We start from the raw sequence: 24,903 nt of genomic DNA, 5'->3' as shown, positions 1-24,903 counted from the left end.
ACCGCGCCATGGTCGCCACCATAAAAAGTACAGGTACCAAGATGGCTCACGTCCGTTTTCTTCTCTCCACCGGCCGCACATCGACCCAAAACATCGCGTCAGTCCTGCAGTCGGCCCTGCTCGAAACGGTTGTTGAGCATGAACCGCTGGGACCGGACTATTTTGCCCGCCACGTGTTCCGACGCCCACGCAGTTATTTTGGTGTGCTTGGTAAGCATGTCCCGATTCAGCGCAAACTCATTGCCATCGAGGATCTTCTGGCCAGCGGCACATCCTACATTGACGTTGGCTGGACCTGTTACGCCTGGCTGCCGTATTTCGCGGATCGGTTTAAAGACCAACTTGGTTTTGCGCATGTGGTTCGAAACCCGTTTGAAACCGCCACCTCACATGCCACGCACGGTATCTTTGTCCCAGGCGTTCCACGTGGCCGCAGGACAGAAAAAATCGCCGTCATTCACCCCGAAGACCCAACCGTGCATTTCAAAAAAGTTGCGCAAAACGCGGCAGAGTTTTCCCCATATGAGAAAAACCTTTTCAACTGGCTGGAAATCAATCAGTTCGCCCTCGATCAATATGAGCGCGACGGCTTTATCGGCCTTTACCGGTTCGAAGAGCTTTACAATCCCGACGATCCCAAACTCTCGGCCTTCTTGACGGATTTTGGTGGTGAGGCGGACTATAACGTGACGTCCAAACCGGTCGACAAATCGCAGAAAATCCTTCCGACAACCATTGATACCGTGGATCAGCAATTGCTGGACGCTGTTTTCGATCTTGCAACCCGGCTTGGATATAGTGAGGACGACCTTGAGAGGTATTGGAATCCGGGGCAGTTGCAACAAAAATACTCGGCCAGACGACGCTAGAGAACGGACACCTGGTCAAGCTTGGCTGCTGGTCACTCCACGCCGGGGAAATCGGCCTTTGAATAGCCTTGCAGATAAAGCAGGGCCGTCAGATCACCGAAATTGATCCGAATATCACACTGCGCCGCAACTGAGGGTTTGGCGTGCAGCGCCACGCCGGTTCCGGCCCGGCTCAACATGCCCAGATCATTGGCCCCGTCGCCCACGGCGATGACATCCTCTTCGGACAGGCCCAGCCGCTTGGTGATCTGCTCCAACGCGTCCACCTTGGCCTGTTTGCCCAGAATCGGGCGTTGTACGTCACCGGTCAGCTTGCCATCTTCGACCAGCAGCGTGTTGGCGCGGTTTTCATCAAAACCCAGCACCTCGGCCACCTTGGCCGTAAATGCGGTGAACCCGCCTGAAACGAGGGCGGCGTAACTGCCATTCGCGCGCATCGTGGCCACCAGTTCCTTACCGCCGGGCATCAGGGTGATACGTTCGTTCAGCACCTTGCCGATCACCGCCTCATCCAGACCTTTCAGCAAACCCACCCGTTCGGTCAGCGCACCTTCAAAGTCCAGCTCGCCGTTCATGGCGCGCGCGGTGATGTCCTTGACCCGGTCTCCAACTCCGGCCTCATCGGCCAGTTCGTCAATGCATTCCTGCTGGATCATGGTGCTGTCCATATCGGCCAGCAGCATCTTTTTTCGGCGTCCCTCAGCGGGCTGAACAACAAGGTCCACGCTCATCCGCTGCAGGTCCGCCCAGACATCCCACAGGTTATCGGGCGTCTCAGGCACGGAAAACTCGGCCGCTTCGTCCGGGCTGAGCCACTGAATCTCGCCACCACCCCAAGCGTTCCGCAGGGACTCGACAAGAGACGGGTCGAGGTTGGGTGCGGTAGGGGCGGTTAACAGGGTGGCAACGTACATCTTCGATCTCCGGCAAGCTCACCTGCGCATATCGCAGGTGCAGCATTTTCGCCAGAGACAGTTTGGAACTACCCCAAAATACCCGGCAGACGCAGCCCATGTGCACGCGCGCAATCCTTGGCAATGTCATAGCCCGCATCCGCATGACGCCAGACACCCGAGGCCGGGTCGTTCCAGAGGACCCGTTCCAACCGCCGGGCGGCATCCTCGGTGCCATCAGCACAGATCACGACGCCCGCATGTTGGCTAAAGCCCATTCCAACACCGCCGCCATGATGCAGGGACACCCACGTCGCCCCGCTGGCCGTGTTGATCAGCGCGTTCAGCAAAGGCCAATCGCTCACGGCATCCGAGCCATCCAGCATCGCCTCGGTCTCGCGATTGGGGCTGGCAACCGACCCCGAGTCCAGATGGTCGCGGCCGATCACAACTGGCGCTTCCAACTCGCCCTTTGCCACCATCTCGTTGAAGGCCAGCCCAGCGCGGTGGCGGTCACCCAGCCCGATCCAGCAAATCCGCGCGGGCAGGCCCTGAAACGCGATCCGCTCTTGTGCCATGTCGAGCCAGCGATGCAGGTGCTCATTCTCGGGGAACAACTCTTTCATCTTGGCATCGGTCTTGTAGATATCCTCGGGGTCGCCCGACAGGGCACACCACCGGAACGGGCCGATCCCCTTGCAGAACAGCGGGCGGATGTAGGCCGGCACAAAACCAGGGAAGGCGAACGCATTCTCAAGCCCTTCGTCCTGCGCCACTTGCCGGATGTTGTTGCCATAATCCAGCGTCGGCACGCCCGCGTTCCAAAAGTCCACCATCGCGGCCACGTGCTGTTTCATCGACGCGCGCGCGGCTTTTTCCACCGCTTTAGGCTCTGTTTCACGCTTTTCGCGCCACTCTCCCATGGTCCAGCCCAACGGCAAATAGCCGTTGATCGGATCATGCGCGCTGGTCTGATCGGTGACGATATCCGGGCGCATGCCACCTGCGGCCATGCGGCGGTAAATCTCGGGGAACACCTCCGCCGCGTTGCCCAGCAGGCCGACCGACTTCGCCTCGCCCGCCTTGGTCCAGCGGTCGATCATTTCAAGCGCCTCATCCAGCGTTTCCGCCTTTTCATCCAGGTATTTCGTGCGCAGACGAAAATCGATGCTGTCCGGGTTGCATTCGACAGCCAGACAGCAGGCTCCGGCAAACACGGCAGCCAGCGGTTGCGCGCCACCCATGCCACCCAAGCCGCCGGTCAGTATCCACTTGCCGGTCAGATCACCGTCATAGTGCTGACGCCCAGCCTCGGCAAAAGTCTCATAGGTGCCCTGAACAATACCCTGCGTGCCGATATAGATCCACGAGCCAGCCGTCATCTGGCCGTACATCATCAGACCCTTTTTATCGAGCTCGTTGAAATGATCCCAGGTTGCCCAATGCGGCACAAGGTTCGAATTGGCGATCAACACGCGCGGCGCATCCTTATGCGTTCGGATGATCGCGACTGGTTTGCCGGACTGGACGATCAGCGTCTCGTCCTCTTCCAAATCCTTCAAACCGGCAACAATAGTGTCGAAATCCTTCCAGGTCCGCGCGGCCCGACCAATGCCGCCATAGACCACCAACTCGTGCGGGTTCTCGGCCACATCCGGGTGCAGGTTGTTCATCAGCATCCGCAACGGTGCCTCGGTCACCCAGCTTTTGGCGTTCAACTCGGGTCCGGTCGGCGGATAGATGTCGCGGGTGTTCTTACGCGGATCGCTCATTTCTGGGCTCCTTGTGCGGTCAGTGCGCCCGAGAGGGCAAGGTCATTGAGACGGGTCAGCATCGTTTTCAAATGGGGACGGAGTTGCGCGGCACGGTCCGCACGCCACCCCCATGGGGGCGATTCATCCATGTATGCGCGTTGCGCGATCTCCATTTGAATGGCGTGGACGCCCTCGGTCGGGCGACCGTAGTGACGCGTGGTCCAGCCGCCACGAAACCGGCCATTCAGGACCGAGGTGAACCCGTCGGCGCGGCTAGCCGTGTCGTGCACCGCCTGTTCAATAGCCGGGTCGCATGTCTGCCCACCGTTGGTTCCGGTGTTGAACACCGGCAACTCCCCATCAAACAGGAAGGGGATCAGCGAGCGGATCGAATGGCAATCGAACAGGATCGCTACACCATACTTGCTTTGCACACGGTCCAACTCGTCGCGCAGCGCAGCGTGATAGGGCGCGTGGAACGTCTGTCTCCGGTCCTCGACCTCATCGTCAGACGGTTCCTGACCAACTTTCCAGATCGGTTGCCCGTCGAAATCGGTCAGAGGCACAAGCGTTGTCGTGTTTTGACCGTGATACAGCGAGCCTCCGGCCGGGTCTCGGTTCGCATCAATAACGTAGCGATGAACATGCGATTGAACGACGGTCACATCATCCAATAGTCCGTCATAGAGCCTGTTTATGTGCCAATCCGTGTCCGCCAGACCGCGCCCGACGTCGTTCAGACGTGCGGCTATATCATCCGGCACATGCGTTCCCCCATGGGGTTGCCCCAGCACAATAGGACCGTCGCCGCGGTGAACGCTGAACACCTTCATCAGGCCAGCTCCGGCATTTCGGTGCCCACGGCCCCGAGGATATCGCCTTCGGCCACTAACCGTTTTGCGGTCTCAAGTTCGGGGGCCAGATAGCGATCTTCGGTCAAGGCGGGAATGTCCGCTCGCAACCTATTAATGACCTGTTGCAACGGCGTACTCGTCTCCAATGGCGTGCGGAACTCGACACCTTGCGCGGCGCATAACAGCTCGACCCCCAGGATATAGGTCAGGTTCTCGACCATTCGCGTCAGCCGTCGCGCACCGTGCGCGGCCATAGACACGTGGTCCTCTTGGTTCGCTGACGTCGGCGTGCTGTCCGTCACGCAGGGGTTGGCCAGATGTTTGTTCTCACTCATCAGCGCGGCCGTAGTCACCTCGGCAATCATCAGGCCCGAGTTCAGACCCGGGTCCGGCGTCAGGAACGGCGGCAGATCAAAGCTGAGCGCCGGATCCACCATCAAAGCAATACGCCGTTGCGCAATTGCGCCGACCTCAGACACAGCCAGCGCGATCATGTCAGCGGCAAAACCCACAGGCTCGGCATGGAAATTACCACCGGAGACAATCTTCCCGGCCTCGGTCAGAACCAGAGGGTTATCGGTGGCGGCGTTCGCCTCGACCTCCAGCGTTGCCGCGGCCTGCCGCATGACGTCCATGGCTGCGCCCGTGACCTGTGGCTGGCACCGGATACAATACGGGTCCTGCACACGCGTGTCGCCATCCCGATGGCTTTCGCGGATCTCAGACCCGGCCAGTGCAGCGCGCATGGCACTGGCGGCCTCGGTCTGTCCACGGTGGCCACGCAGCGTATGGATTTCGGGTTGCAACGGGGCCGTAGACCCCATGATCGCATCTGTGGAAAGGGCCGAGATGACCAGCGCGCTCTGCGCGGCACGCCAGGCTTCGAACAATCCGGCCAGGGCAAAAGCGGTTGAGAATTGCGTTCCGTTGATAAAGGCCAGCCCTTCCTTGGGGCCCAATTGAATCGGCTCTAATCCAGCGGAATTCAGCGCTTGCGCGCCAGGCAGGATAGTGCCGTCAACCTCTGCTTCACCTTCACCGATGATCACCGCCGTCATATGTGCCAGAGGTGCAAGGTCGCCAGATGCCCCCACCGATCCCTGCGCCGGGATCACCGGGGTCACGCCTTTGGCCAACATCTGTTGCAACAGTTCAATCAGCTCCCACCGGACGCCAGAGGCCCCGCGCCCGAACGAAAGCAGCTTCAGCGTCATCATCAGGCGCGTCACGCGGCGCGTCACGGCCGGTCCGACGCCACAACAATGGCTGAGGATCAGATTGCGCTGCAAGGTCGAGGTATCTTTGGCCGCGATCTTGTGGCTGGCCAGTTTGCCGAAGCCTGTATTGACCCCATAGACCGGCTGTTCGCCTGTAGCGGCCTCCAAAATCCGTTTGGCCGCGGCGTCGACCTGCGGTTTGCACCGCGGATCCAGCGACACGGGGGGCTCTGACCAATAGACTTCGGCCAATTCCGACAGCGTCACCTGACCGGGCATCAGCGAGAGGGTTTTCATCACACGCCTCCGAAAATGCGTTTGTGCAGGGGATTAAAGCCGATGCGGTAGGACAGCTCGGCCGGGTGAGAGACGTCCCAAACGGCCAGATCCGCGCGCTGGCCCGCAGCCAATAGTCCAGTGTCCTCCAACCCCAGGGCTTGCGCCGCATGGCAGGTGACGCCAGCCAGTGCCTCCTCGGGTGTGAGGCGGAACAGCGTGCAGGCCATATTCATCGTCAGCAACAACGAGGTCAGCGGAGAAGACCCAGGGTTGCAGTCCGTTGCCAGCGCAATCGGCACCCCGTATTGGCGCAACAAATCGACCGGCGGAACCTGCGTTTCGCGCAGCGTGTAGAACGCCCCCGGCAACAGTACGCCGACGGTACCCGCCTGCGCCATTGCAGAGACGCCATCCTCATCCAGATACTCGATATGATCCGCGGACAGCGCGCCGTATGAGGCCGCCAATGCCGCCCCTCCAAGGTTCGAAAGCTGTTCGGCGTGCAGTTTGACCGGGAGGTTCAGTTCTTTCGCGACATCAAAGACCTCAGCGATCTGCGCGGTGTTGAACGCGATGCCTTCGCAGAACCCGTCGACAGCGTCCACCAGCCCCTCTTCATGCGCCCGCCGCAGGGTCGGGATACAGACATCGCGGATATAGTCGTCCGCGCGTTCCGCGTATTCGGGCGGCACCGCATGGGCACCCAGAAAGCTGGTTTTCACGCGAACAGGGCGTGCCTGCCCGATCCGGCGGGCCACTCGTAGCATTTTGAGTTCGGTTTCGACGTCGAGGCCGTAGCCCGACTTGACCTCGATACAGGCCACACCCTCGGCCAGCAAAGCATCGACGCGCGTCAGAGCATCGTTCAGCGGCGCATCTTCACTGGCCGCACGAGTTGCCTTGACCGTAGACAAAATTCCGCCGCCTGCACGCGCGATCTCTTCGTAAGATGCTCCGTTCAGGCGCATCTCAAACTCGACCGCCCGGTTTCCACCAAAGACGACATGGGTGTGTGCATCAATCAGGGCAGGTGTGATCAGCCTGTCACCGAAATCCTCAACAGACCAATCAGAATATTCGGCGGGCAACGCGCTGCGTGGCCCGACCCAGGCAATCTTGTCACCATCAACGGCCAGCGCCGCGTCCTGAACCATCCCATAAGGTTGCGACCCACCACTCATGGTCGCCACCTGCTTGCCTAAGAGGACAGATTTTTTTGCCATGCCGATTCTTTTGGGCTCCCTTTGCGATTGGATTTTTCGTATACGTATAAAAAGTTAAAGTCTACACAAATTGGGAACACGATGACGATCCACGCCAAAACCGCTTTGTTAGGTTCTGACTGGGTCAGCAACCTGCGGGTGGAAATCGACAAGGGACACATACAGACACTTGATATCGGGGTTTCAGCACAGCCCGCTGACACGCAGGTTGATGTGCTACTGCCCGCGCTTGGAAACCTGCACAGCCACGCGTTTCAGCGGGCCATGGCCGGTATGACCGAAGTGCGCGCCGCCGGGCGCGAGAGCTTTTGGACCTGGCGCACCCTGATGTACCGATTCCTCGAACGGCTGACGCCCGAGCACATCGAAGCCATAGCCGCGTTGGTTTACCTTGAGATGCAAGAAGCTGGCTACGCCTCGGTCGGAGAGTTCCATTATGTCCACCACCGGCCGGGCGGGGCGCGCTATGCGCAGACGTCCGAGTTAAGCCAGCGCATCTTCGCCGCCGCGGCACAAACCGGAATCGGACTGACGCACCTTCCGGTGCTTTACACCTATGGCGGTGTCGAACAGCAATCCTTGGCGGGCGGCCAGTTACGCTTTGGCAACTCGGTGGATGAGTTCCTGGATTTGGTCGAAGAGTGCCGCTCGACCCTGCCCCACATGGATTCGGCCATCGGGATCGCTCCGCATTCCTTGCGTGCAATATCTCCCACGGATTTGCAAAGGGCGCTGGAGGCTTCGCCGACAGGCCCAATCCATATCCACATCGCTGAACAACTCAAAGAGGTGGCCGATGTCGAGGCCGCGCTGGGTCAGCGGCCTGTGGCGTGGCTGATGGGTAATTTCGACGTCGATCATCGCTGGTGCCTGATCCACGCGACGCACATGACCGATGATGAGACGCGCGCAGTAGCACAATCCGATGCGGTTGCAGGCCTGTGTCCGATCACCGAGTCCAACCTGGGCGACGGGATCTTCAACGGATCTGTTTATGTCGACGCAGGTGGGCGATTTGGGATCGGATCAGACTCTAATATACGCATTTCTCTACCCGAAGAGCTGCGAACCCTAGAGTATTCTCAACGCCTGCGCGATCACGCGCGCACCGTGCTGGTCAAGGACGAAGGCTCGGTTGGCCACGCACTCTATACCGGAGCGGCCCGTGGCGGCGCGCAGGCGTTGGACCGAAATGCGGGCGAAATCGCGGTCGGCAAACTGGCCGATCTGGTCGCGATTGACCGCTCCCACCCCACGCTCTACGCCCTGACTGATCAGCAATTGTTAGACGGGCTGTGTTTTGCTGCCCCCGACGGATTGGTGACCGATCTGTGGTCGGCGGGGCGGCATATGGTGCAGCAGGGTCGCCACATCGAACGGGACAGCATTATCCCTGCCTACAAAGCTGCGATTGCCGATCTTCTGGCCGATGTCTAAACGGACAGAACCATGGAAAAAGGCCGCATGACCCAATCGAGTGACAACACCAGCTACAGGGACATCAAAGAAACCGTTCTGGCACGCATCCGGTCGGGCCAGTGGCAGCCGGAGTCCCTGTTGCCCAATGAGCAGGAACTGGCAGTCGAGTTTTCCTGCACCCGAACAACCGTGAACCGCGCGCTGCGCGAGCTGGCGGATGAGGGCTATCTGGAACGTCGTCGCAAGGCCGGAACGCGGGTTCTAAGCGCACCGCAGCGGCAAGCCCGCTTCACAATCCCCATGGTTCGGGACGAGGTCGAGGCTATGGGCGGCACCTATCGCTATGCGTTGGTGTCCTCGGGTGTGGAACCTGCGCCTGATTGGTTGCGCGCGCGCCTGGCGCTGACATCGGATCAAAACGTCATGCATGTGCGCTGCATGCATTTCAACGGCAACACGCCGTTCCAATTCGAGGATCGCTGGATCGTCATAGCCTCGGTCCCGCAAGTCATCGACGCTGATTTTGCCGCAATAGGCCCTAATGAGTGGCTGATCCAGACGGTGCCTTTCACCAATGTCGAGTTGAGTTTTCTGGCAAGTCGCGCCGATGAGACAGTCGCCGGCTTTCTGGACCTTCCGGTCGGCGAACCGGTGTTTACGGGTGAACGGATCACGTGGCTTGAGGAGCAGCCGGTTACCTTTGCAAAGATGTACTTCGCCGCCGGGTACCGCATGACCACTCAGTTCTGATTTGAACGTTTTCCGCTTTACCGTGCTGCTAATCCGCGCCAGATTCAGCGCAATTTGGTTCGGCGCGAAGGAATGGCGGGATGGGCAACCCTCTCTATGATCAACTGTTTGGCATTCACGCGGGTCAGGACACACCGTTTTTATATCTGCCGGACGGCCAAACACTGAGTCATGCGGATTTTCTGGACATGGCGTCACGGATCGCCAACGCCCTGAACGGTTTCGAACTGCAGCCCGGAGACCGGGTCGCCGTTCAGGTCGAAAAATCTCCAGAAGCGCTGGCACTCTATGCCGCCTGCGCGCAAGCCGGGTTGATCTTTCTGCCATTGAACACCGCCTATAAGTCCGCCGAACTCAGCTACTTCATCGAAAACAGCGGCGCGGCGTTGGTGGTGTGTGATGCCGCCAATCAAGCTGATCTTGCCCCGATCGCACAGGCACAAAACGCAAGGTTAGAGACACTAAACGCCGACGGGTCCGGCAGTCTGATGCGCCGTGCATTGGGGATGCTGCCCGCGTTCGAGCCCGTAAAGCGATCCGAAGATGATCTGGCCGCATTCCTCTATACTTCGGGCACAACGGGTCGGTCCAAGGGCGCGATGCTGACGCAGGCCAACCTGTTGTCCAATGCCGAAACTCTGGTGCAGGAATGGCGGTTCACCAAGGATGACGTGTTGCTGCATGCCTTGCCGATCTTTCACACCCACGGGCTGTTTGTGGCGACGAACGTCATTCTGGCGTCGGGTGGATCGATGATCTTTCTTCCGAAATTTGACCTGGATGACATCCTGCGCCTGATGCCCAACGCGACATCGATGATGGGAGTGCCGACCTTCTACACCCGATTGCTGGCGGATGAACAGTTCACGGGCGATCTGACGCGCCATATGCGGCTGTTCATCTCGGGCTCGGCCCCACTTCTGGCCGAGACCCATGAAAGGTTCGAAGACCGAACCGGCCACCGCATTCTGGAACGCTACGGCATGACGGAAACCAACATGAACACTTCGAACCCCTATGACGGCGAACGCCGCGCGGGAACCGTGGGGTTCCCCTTGCCCGATGTTGATCTGAAGGTGACCGACCCCGAGACAGGCGAGACCCTACCGCAAGGCGAAATCGGCATGATTGAAGTGCGTGGGCCCAATGTTTTCGAAGGATATTGGCAAATGCCCGAGAAAACAGCCGCGGAATTGCGCGAAGACGGGTTTTTCATCACAGGCGATCTGGGGCGCGTGGACGAAGATGGCTATGTCCATATCGTCGGGCGCGGCAAAGATCTGATCATCTCGGGCGGGTTCAACATCTATCCCAAAGAGATTGAGCTGGTGCTGGACGACCAACCCGGCGTGCTGGAAAGCGCGGTGATCGGCGTTCCACACCCGGATTTTGGCGAAACAGTCCTGGGTATTCTGGTGGCCGAGCCGGATCAGTCTCCGGACGTCGAGGCAATTATGTCGACCGTTCAAAACGAATTGGCTCGATTCAAGCACCCCCGCGAGCTGATTTTGCTGGACGAGCTGCCCAGAAACACGATGGGTAAGGTGCAGAAAAACGCCCTGCGGGACCGCTACAAAGCGCGTTTTACCTCAAATTAGGCTCTAATCTGACCCGGCCTGCATCGGTTAGCAGCCAGCACTCACGCCCTTCGAAGACCGCCGTTGCAAGGGGTCGGCCATAGCCCGCGCCTGCATCCAGATTGATACGTTTGCCGCAATGTTCGGCCCGGTCCACGGGGGTATGGCCGTGCACGATCAACCAGGGATGCGGGCGGGCATCGCGCAGGAACTCCTGTCTTATCCAGACAAGGTCGTCTTCGGTCTGCTGATCCAGTGGAACGCCCGGCTTGATCCCCGCATGGACAAACAGTAGCTCACCTTCCTTATGAAAGTTGGACAAACCATTCACAAACTCGATGTGAGCCTGTGGAACGGCCGCAAGCGCGCGTTCGTGGACCTGAAAGATGCGGTCCGTGTCGGTTACTTCGACGCCGTAAGAGGCCAGTGTTTCACGCCCGCCCAACCGCGGGTGCAGCCAGTTCAGAGTTATCGGCAAATGTTTGTCCGCGATCTCACAACGCTCAACAAAGCGGGCCATCATGCGGTCGTGGTTGCCTTTGACCATGACCCAATTCCGCCCGGCGCGTTGTCCTTCGATTAGCAGGTCCAGCACCTCGCGACTGTTCGGGCCGCGATCCACGTAATCGCCCAAAAACACGATCCGCGCGTCCGGGCCGCCATCTGCCTCGATCGCGGCGAGGGCCGTGTGTAGCATGCCCAACTGACCGTGAATATCGCCAACTGCGTAAATCGGAGTGCTCAAAGCAAAGCCTCGCTGAAATCAATAAGCGCTTTGTGCAACAACTCGATTGCAGAGAAAAGACAATGCCCGCGCATTTTTTGCGCGGGCATTGTTCAAGTCACAATTATCAGGCCAAACTCAGGCTACGTCAAATTGCAGCGGTTTGATCTGCGTGAACAGACCCGTTTCTGCCAGTTTCGCGCGGGCTTCGGCGGGCACCGGTTCGTCGACATAGAGCAGCGCGATTGCTTCGCCGCCCGCCTCGGCCCGGCCCAGCGTAAAGTTGGCGATGTTGACGTCGTTTTCGCCCATGGTCTGACCCAGCGCACCGATGATGCCGGGGACATCTTCGTTGGTGGTGTAGAGCATATGCGCGCCAATTTCGGCGTCGATATTGATACCCTTGATCTGGATGAACCGGGGTTTCCCATCGCTGAACACCGTGCCACCGATCGAGCGTTCGCGTTTGTCGGTCACAACAGTCACCTTGATATACCCTTCGAACGCGCCGGATTTGTCCTGATTGGTGGTCGAAATCTGGATGCCACGTTCTTTGGCAACAACCGGGGCCGACACCATGTTCACTTCGGGATTGAATTTTTTCATGATCCCGGCAACGACGGCACAGTTCAGGGCGGCCAGATTCATCTCGGCCGCGACACCGTCATACAGGATGTTGATCGCCTTGACCGGCTCATCGGTCATTTGGCCGATGAAGCTGCCCAAGTGACCTGCCAGCTTGATCCACGGGCCCATGACCTTGGCCTCTTCGGCCGTTACGCTGGGCATGTTCAGCGCGTTTTCCACCGCGCCGGTCAGCAGGTAGTTCGAGATCTGCTCGGCCACCTGCAGCGCCACGTTTTCCTGCGCCTCGGTCGTTGCAGCGCCCAGGTGGGGGGTGCAGACCACGTTAGGCAGGTTGAACAGTGGGTTGTCTTTGGCCGGTTCCACGCTGAACACATCAAAGGCCGCGCCAGCCACGTGGCCGGATTGCAGCATCTCGGCCAGCGCTTCTTCGTCGACCAGCCCGCCACGCGCGCAGTTTACGATGCGCACACCGGGCTTGGTTTTGGCCAGATTTTCGCGGCTCAGGATGTTGCTGGTCTGGTCGGTCAACGGAACGTGCAGGGTGATGAAGTCAGCCCGGGCCAACAGCTCGTCCAGTTCGACCTTTTCCACGCCCATTTGCGCGGCTTTCTCCTCACCCAGATAGGGATCGTAGGCAACGACCTTCATCTTCAGGCCCAAAGCACGTTCACAGACGATACCGCCGATGTTGCCCGCACCGATGACGCCGAGGGTCTTGTTGGTCAGCTCAATCCCCATGAACTTGGACTTTTCCCATTTGCCCGCATGGGTCGAGGTGCTGGCCTCGGGGATCTGCCGCGCCACGGCGAACATCATCGCGATCGCGTGTTCGGCGGTGGTGATCATGTTGCCGAACGGCGTGTTCATCACGATCACGCCTTTTTTCGACGCCGCGTCCTTGTCGATATTGTCGGTGCCGATCCCGGCGCGACCGATGACCTTCAGCTTGTCGGCTTTTTCCAGAATGTTCGGCGTGACCTTGGTGGCCGACCGGATGGCTAGGCCATCATACTGACCAATCACCTCAGCCAGCTTGTCTTTGTCCTTACCCAGATCGGGCATGAAATCCACGTCGATGCCGCGATCGCGGAAGATTTGCACGGCGGTTTCGCTGAGCTTGTCAGATACGAGTACTTTGGGGGCCATATTCTCTGGTCCTTGAATTGTATGAAAGGTCCGGGCCCGCGCGGCCCGGTGAAAAAGATCAGGCGGCTTCGGATTGTGCCGCAATTTCAGCCTCGAAGGCCCAGGCGAGCCACGGCAACATCGCCTCGATATCCGAGGTTTCGACCGTGCCGCCGCACCAGATACGCAGACCCGCAGGCGCGTCGCGATAGGCACCGATGTCCAGCGCGATTTTCTCGGCCTCAAGCCGCTTAGCTACGGCCTTGGCGAATGTCGCACCGTCCTGAATACGCGTGTCGGTGAATTTCAGACATACGGATGTGTTCGACTGCGTCGCTGCATCCTCGGCCAGGTTGGCGATCCAATCGTTCTGATCGCAGAACGCATGCACCGCACCGGCATTGGCGTCGGCCCGCGCGATCAGGCCCTGCAGCCCACCAACCGAGCGCGCCCAGTCCAGCGCGAACAGGTAATCCTCAACCGCCAGCATCGAGGGTGTGTTGATCGTTGCGCCGGTGAAAATACCGTCGATCAGCTTGCCGCCCTTGGTCAGGCGGAAAATCTTGGGCAGGGGCCATGCGGGGGTATAGCTTTCCAGCCGCTCCACCGCGCGGGGCGACAAGATCAGCATGCCGTGGGCCGCCTCTCCACCCAGCACTTTCTGCCAGCTGAAGGTGGTCACATCCAGTTTGTCCCAAGGCAGGTCCATCGCAAAAGCTGCCGATGTCGCGTCACAAATCGTCAGACCCTGACGGTCATCGGCAATCCAGTCGCCGTTTGGAACCCGCACGCCCGAGGTTGTGCCGTTCCACGTAAACACGACGTCATTGGCGAAATCGACCGAGGCCAGATCAACCAGCTGACCGTAATCCGCGGTTTTCACCTCGGCGTCGATCTTTAGCTGCTTGACCACGTCGGTGACCCAACCGGAGCCAAAGCTTTCCCAAGCCAGCATCTCGACCTTGCGCTCGCCCAGCAGCGACCACAGAGCCATCTCTACCGCGCCGGTGTCTGAGGCGGGAACGATGCCGATCTTGTAATCTGCCGGAATGCCAAGCACCTCACGCGTGCCTTCAATGGCCGCCTTCAGCTTGTCCTTGCCGACAGCCGCACGGTGCGACCGGCCCAGCGCGGCATCGGCCAGTTTGGTCAGATCAAATGTGGGGGGCTTGGCGCAGGGGCCAGAGGAAAAACGCGGATTCGCCGGCCGCGTTGCCGGTTGTTGAATACTCATCTGTATTACCCTTCCAGATACACGCCCCTCGTTGGGGAGGGGTGTCCCACAAACAGAGCTATTGCGTCGGAATACGCTCAGCAAGCGGAAAAGACGCATCGGGCGCCAAAAACGACACCCGATCCTGTGCGTATCTGGAACGTGAGTTTCCTATCCGCTTCATGAATTGAAGCGGACGGTCTCTCCGGTCTCAAGCGCTTCTTGCGCGGCCAGCCCGATGCGAACAGCCCAGAGCCCATCCTGAAGGGTTACGTCCGGTTGTTCTTTCTCACCCCGCAGAACCGCCAAAAACCCCTGATGCTGATAGAAGGTCGAACCGTTGTGATCCCCGGCGGCCAGCAGGCGCGGATCGACGGGAATATCCTTGGTGATCGGCCCTTTGGGATCGCGCGGGCTGACGATCACCTGTGGCACCGGCGGTTCACCCAGATGTTCCGGCCAGAACCTACCCGGCCCCGGAACCAGCGCTTCGATCTTGGCATCGGGACCGATGGCCGAGATCTCCTCTTGATACCGCGATCCTTCGGCGAACATGCACAGCTCCAGCATCGCCCGTGCGCCCGAGGAGAAATCGACAATGACGTAACCGTGGTCGAGGATGTCTGGCGTTTCGCCCTCATACGCCTCGTCCAGATGGTTCACCGCCTGCCCGCCACTTGCGGTGACGCGCACCGGGTCCGATTGCAGGATCAGGCGCATAAGGTCGAAGAAATGACAGCATTTCTCGACAAAGGTGCCCCCGGTGTTGCGGTTGAACCGATTCCAGTTCCCGACCTTTTCCAGAAACGGGAACCGATGCTCGCGGATCGACAGCATTTTTACACCGCCTGTCGCCTGCGCCTCAGCAATCAGCGCGGCAATGGGGGGCATATAGCGGTATTCCATCGCCACCCAGATCGGGTGCGGATAATCGCGCTGGATCGCTTCAAGCCGCTCTGCGTCCGCGGGGTCGGTGAACAGAGGTTTCTCGACCAGCAATGGCAATGGACGCGCGCGGGCGATTTCTTCGATCTGATCGACGTGCACATGGTTGGGGCTGACGATGACGATGCAATCCAGGTCTTCGACTGCCAGCAATTCGGCCACTGACGACACCATCACTGCGTCTGGCGCGATCTCTTGTGCGACCTGGGCCATCTCGGCATCAGGCTCAAAAATCGCCGAAACGCGCGTGTCGTCCAGCAAGGCAATATTGTGCAGATGTTCCTGCCCCATCATACCGCATCCGATCAGCCCGTAGTGAATGGTCCGGGTCATGCGCAGTTCCTTTTACTTCAGTCGTTGGACATAGGTGGCCCGATCCGGGTCGAACCATGTTTTTGAAAACTCAACAGGTTCAGGTCGTTCCGACCAGCTGAACCGTTCGATGTAACCGACCGTTTCACCGGCCGGTTTGGTGAAATCAGGGGGCGTCCAGTCTGGCAACGCCCCAAGCGAGACCCTGTCTTCCGCACGGGTAATCCAGAAGCCTAACTGATGTTGGTAGTACCGATAGAGCGAGTCGGACAACAGATGCTGATCGATGCGTCCGGCGGAATCGTCCAGCCAGATTTCCTCGACCGCGATAATTGTGTCATTCAGATAACGCATCCGACGCACGCGGGACCCGCTGTCTGACGCGCCAAATTCGGGCAGGTCGATTGGTTTTTTCACCTGGTCGACGGACAGGATATCCGCGCGCGGCAGGCCACCGCCTTCGGGCAGTTCCAGCCGGAACATCCCATAGACACTATTTTGCGTCCCGGTGTCGCGGACATAGTTGCCCGACCCCTGAATACGCTCCAGCATGCCCTTTTTCTCAAGCTCGGCGAGCGATTTTCGCAACGTCCCGACAGACACGTTCAGGTCTGCTGCCAACTCCCGCTCGGGCGGCAGACGCTCGCCGGAAATCAAACGCCCGGCAGCGATGTCGCGGATCAGCAGCTCGGCGATCTGAACGTAAACCGGCAAGGCGTTCGGGTTTCGGTTGGCAGAGGACATCTTCGGGCGCTTCACTCAGTCGCAGGAAAAATTGATACACCATTGATCTACATCAATGTGATTGCTACGCAAGAGGAAAGTCACAGCCGACCGGAGAACGAATCAAATGACCATCGTCCCCATCACTTCCCCCGATCTGGACGCGGCCGAAGTTTCGTGGTTCGCGGCGCTGTGCTCGGACGATTATCAGTTTCTGGGCGTGCCGGATGGCGATCTGCGATCCAGCTGGGACCACTGCTCGGGCATCGTGAAAGAGGCCGAGGCGCAAGGCTTTCGCAACATCCTCTGCCCGTCTTCCTATCAGGTTGGTCAGGACACGTTGAGTTTTGTCGCGGGGTGCGCACCGATCACCGAAAAGATCAACATGCTGGCCGCTGTGCGCTGCGGCGAGATGCAGCCGATCATGCTGGCGCGTACCATCGCAACATTGGACCACATGCTGAAGGGGCGGCTGACGGTCAACATCATCTCCTCCGATTTCCCCGGCGAGAAAGCCGACAGCGCCTTCCGCTATCAGCGTTCGCGCGAAGTGGTTGAGATTCTGAAACAGGCCTGGACTCAGGATGAGATCAACCATGCGGGCGAGGTCTATAACTTCTCGGGTCTGACAACAGACCCGGCAAAACCGTATCAGACCGGCGGCCCGTTGCTGTATTTCGGTGGCTACTCCCCATCCGCCTTGGACCTGTGTGGCGAGCATTGCGACGTCTACCTGATGTGGCCCGAGACCAAGGATCAACTGGCTGAGCGGATGAAGGCCGTGCACGCGGTGGCCGAGAACTACAACCGGACCCTGGATTACGGCCTGCGCGTGCACATGATTGTCCGCGACACCGAAGCCGAGGCGCAGGAATACGCCGACTACATTGTCTCGAAGCTGGATGATGAATACGGCCGCGCCATTCGCGAGCGGGCTTTGGATTCGACGTCGCTGGGCGTCGCGCACCAGTCCAAGAACCGCGATCTGGCGGATGAGTATGGTTATGTCGAACCCGGCCTCTGGACCGGTGTCGGTCGGGCGCGTTCAGGCTGCGGCGCGGCGCTGGTCGGGTCGACCGATCAGGTGATGACCAAGATCGAAGAATATCAGAAGATGGGCATTCGCGCCTTTATCTTCTCGGGCTATCCGCACATGGACGAAGCCCGCCATTTCGGCAGCCGTGTCCTGCCAAACCTGAAAACCTGCTCCCTTCCCGAAGCTTACGGAAGGGTCCCTGCAAATACCCCGGCCACGCCGCTGGGCAACGGAGTTCGTCGCTGATGCAACGTGTGAAACTTTCTGACTCGCTGGAAATGAGCCGCCTTGTCTATGGCATGTGGCGCTTGGGCGACGACACGGATACATCCGCGGCCCATGTCGAGGCCAAGATTCAGGCCTGTCTGGATCAGGGTATCACCACCTTCGATCAGGCCGACATCTACGGCGACTACAATGCCGAGGCCGTTCTGGGGGCTGCATTGCGGGATAACCCCGCGCTGCGCCAGAATATGGAGATCGTCACCAAGTGCGATATCGTTGCCCCTTGCGGCCGGTACTCGCATGCGAAGGTCAAATACTATGACACGTCGCGGGGTCATATCCTGAAATCGGTCGAAACCTCTTTGTCGGAGATGGCCATCGATCACATTGACCTGCTGCTGATCCACCGCCCTGACCCGTTCATGGACCACAATGAAACCGGCGCTGCTTTGGACGAAGTGGTCGCTAGCGGCAAGGTGCGCGCGGTGGGTGTTTCCAATTTCCGCCCATGGGACTGGAACCTGCTGCAATCGGCAATGAAGACCCCTCTGGTTACCAACCAGATCGAGATTTCGCTGGGCGAGATCAGCCCCTTCACAAACGGCGATCTGGCGTTTCACCAGCAGCACGGCCAGCCGGTGATGGCCTGGTCGCCACTGGGCGGCGGGCTGTTGATGGCCGGCAACCCTCCGGTCGGCGTTGTCGCGGATGAGATCGGGGAAGAATTCGGTGTAGACCGCGCAGCCGTTGCGATTGCGTTCCTGCTGGCGCATCCCGCGGGCATCCTGCCGGTTCTGGGCACCAACAATCTGGACCGCATCAAGCGGATCTCGGATGCGCTGAAAGTCAAATTGGATCGCGAGAGCTGGTTCCGCCTGTATGAGGCGGCGCTGGGGCAAGAGGTACCATGATGAATGCAATCTCAAAGGACATGACCCATACATTCGTCCCCCACAAGGACGACACCCGCACCCTGCGCGACGCCTTTGGCCGCTTTGCCACCGGCGTCACCATCGTCACCTGTGACAGCGCCGACGGCCCGATCTGCATCACGGCGAACAGTTTTTCCTCGCTGTCGCTGGATCCGCCACTGATCATGTGGGCGGGCGACCGCAACTCGCGCCGGTTCCGCTATTTCCACGAAGCGCGCCATTTCAGCGTTCACGTCCTGTCCGCTGAACAGGCCGAGTTGTGCTTTGGATGCTCGAAAGATGCCTATGCGCTGAAAGAGATCACGCACGACCGCTGCGAAAACGGAACGCCGCTTTTGCCGGACTGTCTGGCGCGGTTTGAATGTGAACAGCACGCCTATCACGATGCGGGCGATCATGTCATTGTTGTTGGAAAGGTCCTGCGTGCCAGTATGGCGGACGGAGACGCGTTGACCTTCTATGCCGGAAAGCTCGGCCAATTCGCGCATCAATAAGCGCGGGATAACTGTCGCGGGGAAAACCCGCGGCTGAAAAGGGAGGATCCGCATGGGCGGATTGACGTCGGTGCTTGCGCCGATTGCGTTTGTTAATGAAACCGTGCTGCGATTGGGCCGCGCGGTTGGTGTCGTTGCGATTGCACTCATGGTGGTCGCAATTCTGATTCAAGTCTTCTTCCGATACGTTCTGGGCAACGCATTGCCCTGGCCGGATGAGGCGGCTCGGTTCTGCATGCTATGGATGACCGGCCTGATGGCCCCCACAGCCTTCAGGCGCGGCGGGTTTGTCGCCATCGACATGGTGCCGCTTATGCTGCCGCGCGCTATTGGGCAGATTCTGAACATTCTGCTTTTGCTGGTATCACTGGCCGTCCTTCTGGTCGCCGCGAACATCGGTTGGGCCGAGGTCACGGGCTTTGGCGGAAAATTTGCCACTGCTGCGCTGTATCTGCCCACATCCTTCGGCTTTGACGAATGGTACCGCATTCCGCGCAGTTGGATGATGGCCTCGTTGCTGGTCGGGGTGATCCTGCTGATATCCGTGAATATCGAACTGATCCTGCGCGCCTTCATAACACTTTTGGGCGGCGGTCATCTGCTGCCCGACATTGCGGACGCACCAGTGGGGGCCGAATAAATGCTGATATGGTTCCTGCCCACGTTTCTGGTGTTTCTGCTGATCGGCCTGCCGGTCTTTTTCGCGTTGCTGGCAGCCCCTGGCATATTGCTGTGGCTGAACGGTCAGACAAACGACATCACGCTTCTGTATCGCAATGTCTACAACGGTATGGACAGCTTTCCACTGATGGCGATCCCCTTCTTCATGCTGGCCGGAGAGCTGATGAACCGCGGCGGTATTACGCTGCGGCTGGTTGAGTTCAGTCAGGCCCTGATGGGGCACCTGCGCGGTGGTTTGGCGCATGTGAACGTCCTCAGCTCGATCCTGTTTGCGGGCCTGTCCGGTTCGGCAGTGGCCGACACCTCGGCGCTGGGGTCGATGCTGATCCCGGCGATGGAGAAACAGGGATACACCCGTCGCTTCGCCGCCGCTATCACGGCAGCAAGTTCGGTGATCGGACCGATCATCCCGCCCTCGGGCATAATGATCATCTACGCCTATGTCATGGGCGAAAGCGTCGCGGCGCTGTTCCTTGCCGGAATTGTACCCGGCGTGATGGTGGGCGTTGGCCTGATGCTGATGATCAAGTTTATGGCCGACAAATATGACTTCCCCGTCGCCAGCCGAAAGTACACTTGGGGCGAACGTCGCCAGGCCAGCCTCAAGGCCTTTTTCCCGCTCATGACTCCGGTCATCATTCTGGGCGGTATTCTGGGCGGTATCTTCACCCCGACCGAGGCAGCTGCGGTTGCCGTGGGGTATGCCTTTATCATCGGGTTCTTTGTCCTTCGGACGCTGACCCTGAAAGAGGTGCCCGAAATTCTCAGCAACGCAGGCCTGACTTCGGCTGTTGTTCTGTTGCTCGTCGGTGCTGCGATGGCCTTCAAAACGGTTGTCAGCCTCAGCCACGCGCCAGAGCAGCTGGCTTCGCTGATCCTCAGCCTGTCTGAAAACCCGCTGATCCTGCTGTTCCTGATCAACCTGTTGCTTTTCATCGTCGGCATGTTCCTGGACGCTGGCCCTGCGATCATCATCCTGGGTCCGATCCTTGGTCCAATCTTCACCAGCCTCGGCGTGGACCCGATCCATTTCGCCATTATCATGAGCGTCAACCTGACCGTTGGTCTGGCCACACCGCCCATGGGTCTGGTGTTGTTCGTAGCCGCCGCCGTGTCACGCGAGAAAGTGGAAACCATCGCCAAGGCAATCCTGCCGTTCCTGGCTGTCGAAATCATAGTGATCTTCCTGATCACCTATGTCCCCGCAATATCCATGACGATCCCGAGGATAACGGGATTTGCAAACTGACTGAGACCCAAAGGGAGGAAACGCATGCTCAGATCTTTCATCAAAACCGCAGCGGTGGCCACGTCGCTGGTGGCCGCGTCCGCCATGGCCGCGACAGCCGCCGACTATACCCTGCGCGCAACTGCAAACTCGAACGAAAACGACGAGGACTATGACGGTCTGGTCGTCTTCAAAAACTATGTCGAGGCCGCATCTAACGGTGCAATCGAGGTCGAGTTGTTCATCGGTACGCAGTTGTGCTCGAACGGGGCCGAGTGTCTGCAGGGTGTGGCTGAGGGTCAGATCGATATCGTGATCCAGACCTCGGGCGGCACGTCGGGCATCTTCCCCTTCGTTCAGGTGCTCGACCTGCCCTATCTGATGTCCGATGACCGCGTCGCCGAGGCCGCACTGGCCAACGGGTCGCCCTTTGTGACCAAGATGCAGGAAATGGTCGCCGAAAACTCGGGCGGTGCATTGCGTCTGATGACCATCGGCAACACCGGCGGCTGGCGCAACTTTGCCAACACCCAGCGCCGTGTGACCAGCCCCGAGGACATGGAAGGCCTGAAAATCCGCACCGTGGTCGCCGACCTGCCGCAGGAATTGGTGAAGGCACTTGGTGCATCCCCTACCCCGATCCCGTGGCCAGAGCTGTTCACCAGCTTCCAGACCGGTGTTGTCGAAGGCTCCAAGAACGGGATCACCGACATCATGGGTATGAAGTTCCCGGATGCCGGTCTGAAATACGTCACGCTTGACGGGCACGCCTATATGGGTGCGCTGTGGTTTATGAACAACGAGAAGTTCATGTCGATGCCGCCCGAGCTGCGCAATGTCGTAGTCGACGGGTTCTATCAGCTGCAGCAGGCCACGTTCGCCTCGCCCAAGCGCAAGTCGATCCAAGCTTATGAGGAATTCGTGGCCGAAGGCGGCGACCTTTACGTGCCGACACCAGAAGAAAAAGCAGCGTTCAAAGAAGCCGCAGCACCCGTTTATGACTGGTTCAAAGCGAATGTAGACGGCGGCGAAGCTGCTTATGACGCTTTGGTTGCAGCCGTTGCCGAGGCAGAGGCCGAGATTGCCGCAACCCGTGCTGCTGAAACCCAGTAAGCCAGCCTGAAACAGTTGCGCGCGGCCTGTGTCGCGCGCACTCAACCCAACCGCGCCGGAGTGATCCACATGCTCGACCAGACCGATGCATTTCGCCGCCAAGGCTATCTGATCTTTGAGAACGCACTGAACGCGGAAGATTTGCAGATGCTGCGCAGCACCTGCGACACGCTATTGGAAGAACCTGCCCATGATGGGGGCGGAGACGTGCACAAGATCGGACTTGGGGATGCGCGCCGTTTCCTGCGCCACAGACACGCGGAATTCCCATCGCTCGAAGAGTTTCTGCTGGGCGACAAAATCGCCGAGATCACGTCCGCGTGCGGGATCGCTGACCCGATGCTGTTCAACGAACAGTTTGTGGTGAAAGGCGCGGGCAAAGGGGCCAGTTTCGCATGGCATCAGGACGGGGCTTACGTCGGATTTGACCACACACCCTATCTGACCGTCTGGATCGCCGTTGACGACGCCACCGAAGAAAACGGCTGTGTTTATATCTTGCCGCGCGACCTGGACGCCGAGCCCGGCCTGGACCGGCACGAATGGCAGGACGACAGCAACGAACTCAACGGGTATTTCGGATCCGAGACGGGAACGCCGATGACCTGCAAGGCGGGCACTATCGTGGCCTTTTCCAGCCTGACGCTGCACAGTTCGGGTGCCAATACAACGCAAAACCCGCGCCGCGCATTTGTGTGCCAGTATTCGTCTGGTCCGATTATCGACCCTGCAACCAACGCCCCCAAGCGGTTCGCAAAACCGTTGAAGGTTTGACCGATCATCTAAACGGGTACATCCACCCTTTGTAATCACTGACCAGAACATGCGCCCTTTCAATCTGCTCCGGCGACATCTTCTTGACCACTTCCTCAAGGCTGATCGCCGCATCGGGATCGCCACCAATGGCGCTGAGCGTGTACCACATATAGGCCCGAACCAGATCGGGCGCAGGCATGCCCAGACCCAACTCATAATACCAGCCGACGCCGGACTGCGCCCCGGGATGCCCTTTCATCGAGGCGCGCAGGTACCATTCGAACGCCCTTTCGTAATCTTGCTCGACACCCAGCCCAAGACCATACATCACTCCGATCAATTCTTCGGCCTCGGCATTGCCCGACCGGGCGGCTGGCAGCAGTTCTTCACGCGCGGCTTCGAACTCTCCGGCCTCCATCATGTCGCGGGCTTTTTCCAACTCGGCCAAAGCGGGGGTCGCAAGACAAAAAAGGGCAAATACAATCTGACGCATGGGGTGGCCTTCTTGTTGGCGGGAACGGCGGCCGCGCAGGATGTGCCGCGCCCGTTAACCGATAGTGACTTCATCCCCTTTGATATGGAACAGGCGGCCATCGGTCATCAACTGTTTTACGACCCGATCCTGTCGGGAAATCAGAACATCAGTTGCGCTCATTGCCACCATCCGGATTTCGGCACTTCGGACGGGTTATCGCTGGGGATCGGCGAAGGAGGTCAGGGGCTTGGTCCCGACCGCACGCCGGGGGTTGGCGCGGACAAGATCCGCAAGCGCATCCCCCGCAACTCTCCGGGGCTGTGGAACCTTGGAGCCAGGGACATTCACACCGTCTTTCATGATGGGCGGCTAAGCATCTCGGATGTCTATGGCAACGGATTCAACTCCCCAGCACAGGAGTGGCTGCCCGAGGGGTTGAATTCTCTGCTCGCCGCGCAGGCGTTGTTCCCTTTGACGGCTCAGTTCGAGATGGCCGGGAATGTAGCCGAAAACCAGGTCACCGGTGCCGTCCATGATCGTATCGACAAGGGTTGGCCAATTCTGGCCAAACGCGTGCGCACTGACCCACGCTATGGCCCGGCAATCGTAGCGGCCTTTGACGGGGTCGAAACGACCGAAGACATCACGATCACGCAGATCGCGAACGCTCTGGCCGCCTTCATGGCAGTCGAATGGCGCAGCACAGACAGCCCGTTCGACCAATACCTTGCAGGCGATGACAGTGCGCTTTCCCCAGCACAAAAGGACGGAATGGATCTGTTTTATGGCAAGGCGCGCTGTGCCACCTGCCATTCCGGCCCGTTGATGTCGGATCAGGAATTCCACGCCTTGGCTTTGCCGCCATTTGGTCCGGGTCGAACCCGGCAGTGGGATCCTTATGCACGTGACGTTGGCCGTATGGGTGAAAGCAACCGGCTCGAGGATGCCTATCGCTTCCGTACACCCATGCTGCGCAATGTGGCCCTGACGGCACCCTATGGCCATAACGGCGCGTTCCCGGACTTGGACAGCATGATCCGTCACCACCTGGACCCTGTAGGCAGCTTTATGAACTGGGCACCCCAGACCGCCGCTTTGCCCGATGTTCCCTGGTTGCAGAAGGCCGATTTCGTCATCTGGCAGGACCAGATCGAGATGCAGAGGGTGCGCAACAAGATCGACATCGCTCCGCTGGATCTTTCAGACGCCGAAATCGATAGCCTTGTCGCTTTCATGCATGCTCTGACCGGCACCAGCGTGGACACCCCGCCATTCGGCGTGCCCGAAAGCTTCGTGCCCTAAGAAAAAACCCCCGCTTTTTTGGCGGGGGTTTTGGTTTACTCAGCGGCTTCTTGGTATGCGTCCATTGGGGGGCATGTGCAGATGAGGTTTCTGTCTCCGTATGCGTTGTCGACGCGGTTGACGGGGGACCAGTATTTGTCGACGCCCATGGAGCCTGGGGGGAAGCAGGCCTGTTCGCGGGTGTAGGGGCGGTCCC

The 24,903-nt window shown here is 59.4% G+C and carries 23 protein-coding genes; 12 read left to right on the top strand and 11 right to left on the bottom strand.

The features are described from left to right. Positions 1–41: 41 nt before the first annotated feature. Positions 42–869, top strand: a complete 828-nt coding sequence (locus J7416_RS17505; protein ID WP_209226639.1) for a hypothetical protein — start codon at positions 42–44, stop codon at positions 867–869. Positions 870–901: 32 nt separating this feature from the next. Here the strand turns inward: J7416_RS17505 and serB are convergent, their stop codons facing one another. The 5 genes from serB to hutI form a co-directional block, all read right to left on the bottom strand. Further along, entirely contained in the window at positions 902–1,783 is an 882-nt protein-coding gene (serB, locus tag J7416_RS17500; protein ID WP_209226637.1) for a phosphoserine phosphatase SerB, read from the bottom strand. A gap of 68 nt (positions 1,784–1,851) precedes the next feature. After that, positions 1,852–3,534, bottom strand: coding sequence for a urocanate hydratase (hutU, locus tag J7416_RS17495; RefSeq protein ID WP_209226636.1), 1,683 nt, complete (start codon positions 3,532–3,534; stop codon positions 1,852–1,854). Beyond that, positions 3,531–4,349 (bottom strand): N-formylglutamate deformylase, encoded by an 819-nt coding sequence (hutG, locus tag J7416_RS17490; RefSeq protein WP_209226634.1) that lies wholly within the window; start codon positions 4,347–4,349, stop codon positions 3,531–3,533. Before hutG ends, hutU begins: the two co-directional genes overlap by 4 nt. After that, entirely contained in the window at positions 4,349–5,884 is a 1,536-nt protein-coding gene (gene hutH, locus J7416_RS17485; protein WP_209226630.1) for a histidine ammonia-lyase, read from the bottom strand. The genes hutG and hutH overlap by 1 nt, the downstream gene beginning before the upstream one ends. Further along, a complete protein-coding gene (gene hutI / locus J7416_RS17480) occupies positions 5,884–7,089 on the bottom strand; it encodes an imidazolonepropionase (RefSeq protein WP_209226629.1) in 1,206 nt (401 codons plus the stop codon). Before hutI ends, hutH begins: the two co-directional genes overlap by 1 nt. 81 nt (positions 7,090–7,170) lie before the next feature. Here hutI and J7416_RS17475 point away from each other — a divergent pair, with 81 nt between their 5' ends. The 3 genes from J7416_RS17475 (at position 7,171) to J7416_RS17465 (ending at position 10,856) form a co-directional block, all read left to right on the top strand. Then, complete coding sequence (locus J7416_RS17475) at positions 7,171–8,526, top strand: formimidoylglutamate deiminase (RefSeq protein WP_209226627.1); 1,356 nt, start codon at positions 7,171–7,173, stop codon at positions 8,524–8,526. A 27-nt stretch (positions 8,527–8,553) separates the two neighbouring features. Further along, a complete protein-coding gene (locus tag J7416_RS17470) occupies positions 8,554–9,258 on the top strand; it encodes a GntR family transcriptional regulator (RefSeq protein WP_209226896.1) in 705 nt (234 codons plus the stop codon). A gap of 80 nt (positions 9,259–9,338) precedes the next feature. Then, positions 9,339–10,856 carry a malonyl-CoA synthase gene (locus J7416_RS17465; RefSeq protein ID WP_209226626.1) on the top strand — a complete coding sequence of 506 codons (1,518 nt, stop codon included), beginning with the start codon at positions 9,339–9,341 and terminating at the stop codon, positions 10,854–10,856. Here J7416_RS17465 and J7416_RS17460 read toward each other — a convergent pair. From J7416_RS17460 to J7416_RS17440, 5 genes are all read right to left on the bottom strand, one after another. After that, positions 10,843–11,580, bottom strand: a complete 738-nt coding sequence (locus tag J7416_RS17460; protein ID WP_209226625.1) for a metallophosphoesterase family protein — start codon at positions 11,578–11,580, stop codon at positions 10,843–10,845. The genes J7416_RS17465 and J7416_RS17460 overlap by 14 nt on opposite strands. Positions 11,581–11,697: 117 nt before the next feature. Further along, positions 11,698–13,293 (bottom strand): phosphoglycerate dehydrogenase, encoded by a 1,596-nt coding sequence (serA, locus tag J7416_RS17455; RefSeq protein WP_209226624.1) that lies wholly within the window; start codon positions 13,291–13,293, stop codon positions 11,698–11,700. 58 nt (positions 13,294–13,351) lie between these two features. Continuing rightward, a complete protein-coding gene (locus J7416_RS17450; protein WP_209226622.1) occupies positions 13,352–14,506 on the bottom strand; it encodes a phosphoserine transaminase in 1,155 nt (384 codons plus the stop codon). Between the two features lie 159 nt (positions 14,507–14,665). Beyond that, the gene (locus tag J7416_RS17445) at positions 14,666–15,763 is read right to left on the bottom strand and encodes a Gfo/Idh/MocA family oxidoreductase (RefSeq protein WP_209226621.1); all 1,098 of its coding nucleotides are present in this window, start codon (positions 15,761–15,763) and stop codon (positions 14,666–14,668) included. A 12-nt stretch (positions 15,764–15,775) separates the two neighbouring features. Further along, positions 15,776–16,486, bottom strand: coding sequence for a GntR family transcriptional regulator (locus J7416_RS17440; RefSeq protein ID WP_209226619.1), 711 nt, complete (start codon positions 16,484–16,486; stop codon positions 15,776–15,778). A gap of 106 nt (positions 16,487–16,592) precedes the next feature. On the opposite strand from J7416_RS17440, the gene J7416_RS17435 reads away from it, so the two are divergent. The 7 genes from J7416_RS17435 to J7416_RS17405 all read left to right on the top strand — a co-directional run bounded on the left by J7416_RS17435 (position 16,593) and on the right by J7416_RS17405 (position 22,948). Beyond that, on the top strand, positions 16,593–17,747 hold the full coding sequence (locus tag J7416_RS17435; RefSeq protein ID WP_209226618.1) for an LLM class flavin-dependent oxidoreductase: 1,155 nt from the start codon (positions 16,593–16,595) through the stop codon (positions 17,745–17,747). Beyond that, positions 17,747–18,637 (top strand): aldo/keto reductase, encoded by an 891-nt coding sequence (locus J7416_RS17430; protein ID WP_209226616.1) that lies wholly within the window; start codon positions 17,747–17,749, stop codon positions 18,635–18,637. The genes J7416_RS17435 and J7416_RS17430 overlap by 1 nt, the downstream gene beginning before the upstream one ends. Next, entirely contained in the window at positions 18,637–19,152 is a 516-nt protein-coding gene (locus J7416_RS17425) for a flavin reductase family protein (RefSeq protein ID WP_209226894.1), read from the top strand. Before J7416_RS17430 ends, J7416_RS17425 begins: the two co-directional genes overlap by 1 nt. Positions 19,153–19,204: 52 nt before the next feature. After that, positions 19,205–19,792: a TRAP transporter small permease subunit gene (locus J7416_RS17420; protein WP_209226615.1), complete on the top strand. Its 588-nt coding sequence runs from the start codon at positions 19,205–19,207 to the stop codon at positions 19,790–19,792. Further along, positions 19,793–21,082: a TRAP transporter large permease gene (locus tag J7416_RS17415; protein WP_209226613.1), complete on the top strand. Its 1,290-nt coding sequence runs from the start codon at positions 19,793–19,795 to the stop codon at positions 21,080–21,082. 24 nt (positions 21,083–21,106) lie between these two features. Next, positions 21,107–22,174 carry a TRAP transporter substrate-binding protein DctP gene (gene dctP, locus J7416_RS17410; protein ID WP_209226612.1) on the top strand — a complete coding sequence of 356 codons (1,068 nt, stop codon included), beginning with the start codon at positions 21,107–21,109 and terminating at the stop codon, positions 22,172–22,174. 69 nt (positions 22,175–22,243) lie between these two features. After that, positions 22,244–22,948, top strand: a complete 705-nt coding sequence (locus J7416_RS17405; RefSeq protein WP_209226610.1) for a phytanoyl-CoA dioxygenase family protein — start codon at positions 22,244–22,246, stop codon at positions 22,946–22,948. A gap of 4 nt (positions 22,949–22,952) precedes the next feature. Here J7416_RS17405 and J7416_RS17400 read toward each other — a convergent pair whose 3' ends face one another. Continuing rightward, on the bottom strand, positions 22,953–23,423 hold the full coding sequence (locus J7416_RS17400; RefSeq protein ID WP_209226608.1) for a tetratricopeptide repeat protein: 471 nt from the start codon (positions 23,421–23,423) through the stop codon (positions 22,953–22,955). A 3-nt stretch (positions 23,424–23,426) separates the two neighbouring features. Between J7416_RS17400 and J7416_RS17395 the strand changes: the two genes are divergently transcribed. Then, entirely contained in the window at positions 23,427–24,707 is a 1,281-nt protein-coding gene (locus tag J7416_RS17395) for a cytochrome c peroxidase (RefSeq protein WP_348540291.1), read from the top strand. The last annotated feature ends 196 nt before the right edge of the window (positions 24,708–24,903 follow it).

Origin of the sequence: Ruegeria sp. R14_0, assembly GCF_017743975.1 — a bacterium.
In the GTDB taxonomy this organism is placed as follows: Bacteria; Pseudomonadota; Alphaproteobacteria; order Rhodobacterales; family Rhodobacteraceae; genus Ruegeria.
The sequence above is the reverse complement of the archived record's forward strand: the minus strand, read 5'-3'. Positions and strand labels throughout refer to the sequence as shown.

Coding starts and splice junctions, on each gene's coding strand:
- J7416_RS17440 (WP_209226619.1), bottom strand. CDS start 16,486: ATGTCCTCTGCCAACCGAAACCCGAACGCCTTGCCGGTTTACGTTCAG.
- J7416_RS17465 (WP_209226626.1), top strand. CDS start 9,339: ATGGGCAACCCTCTCTATGATCAACTGTTTGGCATTCACGCGGGTCAG.
- hutU (WP_209226636.1), bottom strand. CDS start 3,534: ATGAGCGATCCGCGTAAGAACACCCGCGACATCTATCCGCCGACCGGA.
- J7416_RS17425 (WP_209226894.1), top strand. CDS start 18,637: ATGAATGCAATCTCAAAGGACATGACCCATACATTCGTCCCCCACAAG.
- J7416_RS17435 (WP_209226618.1), top strand. CDS start 16,593: ATGACCATCGTCCCCATCACTTCCCCCGATCTGGACGCGGCCGAAGTT.
- hutI (WP_209226629.1), bottom strand. CDS start 7,089: ATGGCAAAAAAATCTGTCCTCTTAGGCAAGCAGGTGGCGACCATGAGT.
- J7416_RS17450 (WP_209226622.1), bottom strand. CDS start 14,506: ATGAGTATTCAACAACCGGCAACGCGGCCGGCGAATCCGCGTTTTTCC.
- hutH (WP_209226630.1), bottom strand. CDS start 5,884: ATGAAAACCCTCTCGCTGATGCCCGGTCAGGTGACGCTGTCGGAATTG.
- serA (WP_209226624.1), bottom strand. CDS start 13,293: ATGGCCCCCAAAGTACTCGTATCTGACAAGCTCAGCGAAACCGCCGTG.
- dctP (WP_209226612.1), top strand. CDS start 21,107: ATGCTCAGATCTTTCATCAAAACCGCAGCGGTGGCCACGTCGCTGGTG.
- J7416_RS17475 (WP_209226627.1), top strand. CDS start 7,171: ATGACGATCCACGCCAAAACCGCTTTGTTAGGTTCTGACTGGGTCAGC.
- J7416_RS17430 (WP_209226616.1), top strand. CDS start 17,747: ATGCAACGTGTGAAACTTTCTGACTCGCTGGAAATGAGCCGCCTTGTC.
- J7416_RS17415 (WP_209226613.1), top strand. CDS start 19,793: ATGCTGATATGGTTCCTGCCCACGTTTCTGGTGTTTCTGCTGATCGGC.
- J7416_RS17470 (WP_209226896.1), top strand. CDS start 8,554: ATGACCCAATCGAGTGACAACACCAGCTACAGGGACATCAAAGAAACC.
- J7416_RS17400 (WP_209226608.1), bottom strand. CDS start 23,423: ATGCGTCAGATTGTATTTGCCCTTTTTTGTCTTGCGACCCCCGCTTTG.
- J7416_RS17505 (WP_209226639.1), top strand. CDS start 42: ATGGCTCACGTCCGTTTTCTTCTCTCCACCGGCCGCACATCGACCCAA.
- hutG (WP_209226634.1), bottom strand. CDS start 4,349: ATGAAGGTGTTCAGCGTTCACCGCGGCGACGGTCCTATTGTGCTGGGG.
- J7416_RS17405 (WP_209226610.1), top strand. CDS start 22,244: ATGCTCGACCAGACCGATGCATTTCGCCGCCAAGGCTATCTGATCTTT.
- J7416_RS17420 (WP_209226615.1), top strand. CDS start 19,205: ATGGGCGGATTGACGTCGGTGCTTGCGCCGATTGCGTTTGTTAATGAA.
- J7416_RS17445 (WP_209226621.1), bottom strand. CDS start 15,763: ATGACCCGGACCATTCACTACGGGCTGATCGGATGCGGTATGATGGGG.
- serB (WP_209226637.1), bottom strand. CDS start 1,783: ATGTACGTTGCCACCCTGTTAACCGCCCCTACCGCACCCAACCTCGAC.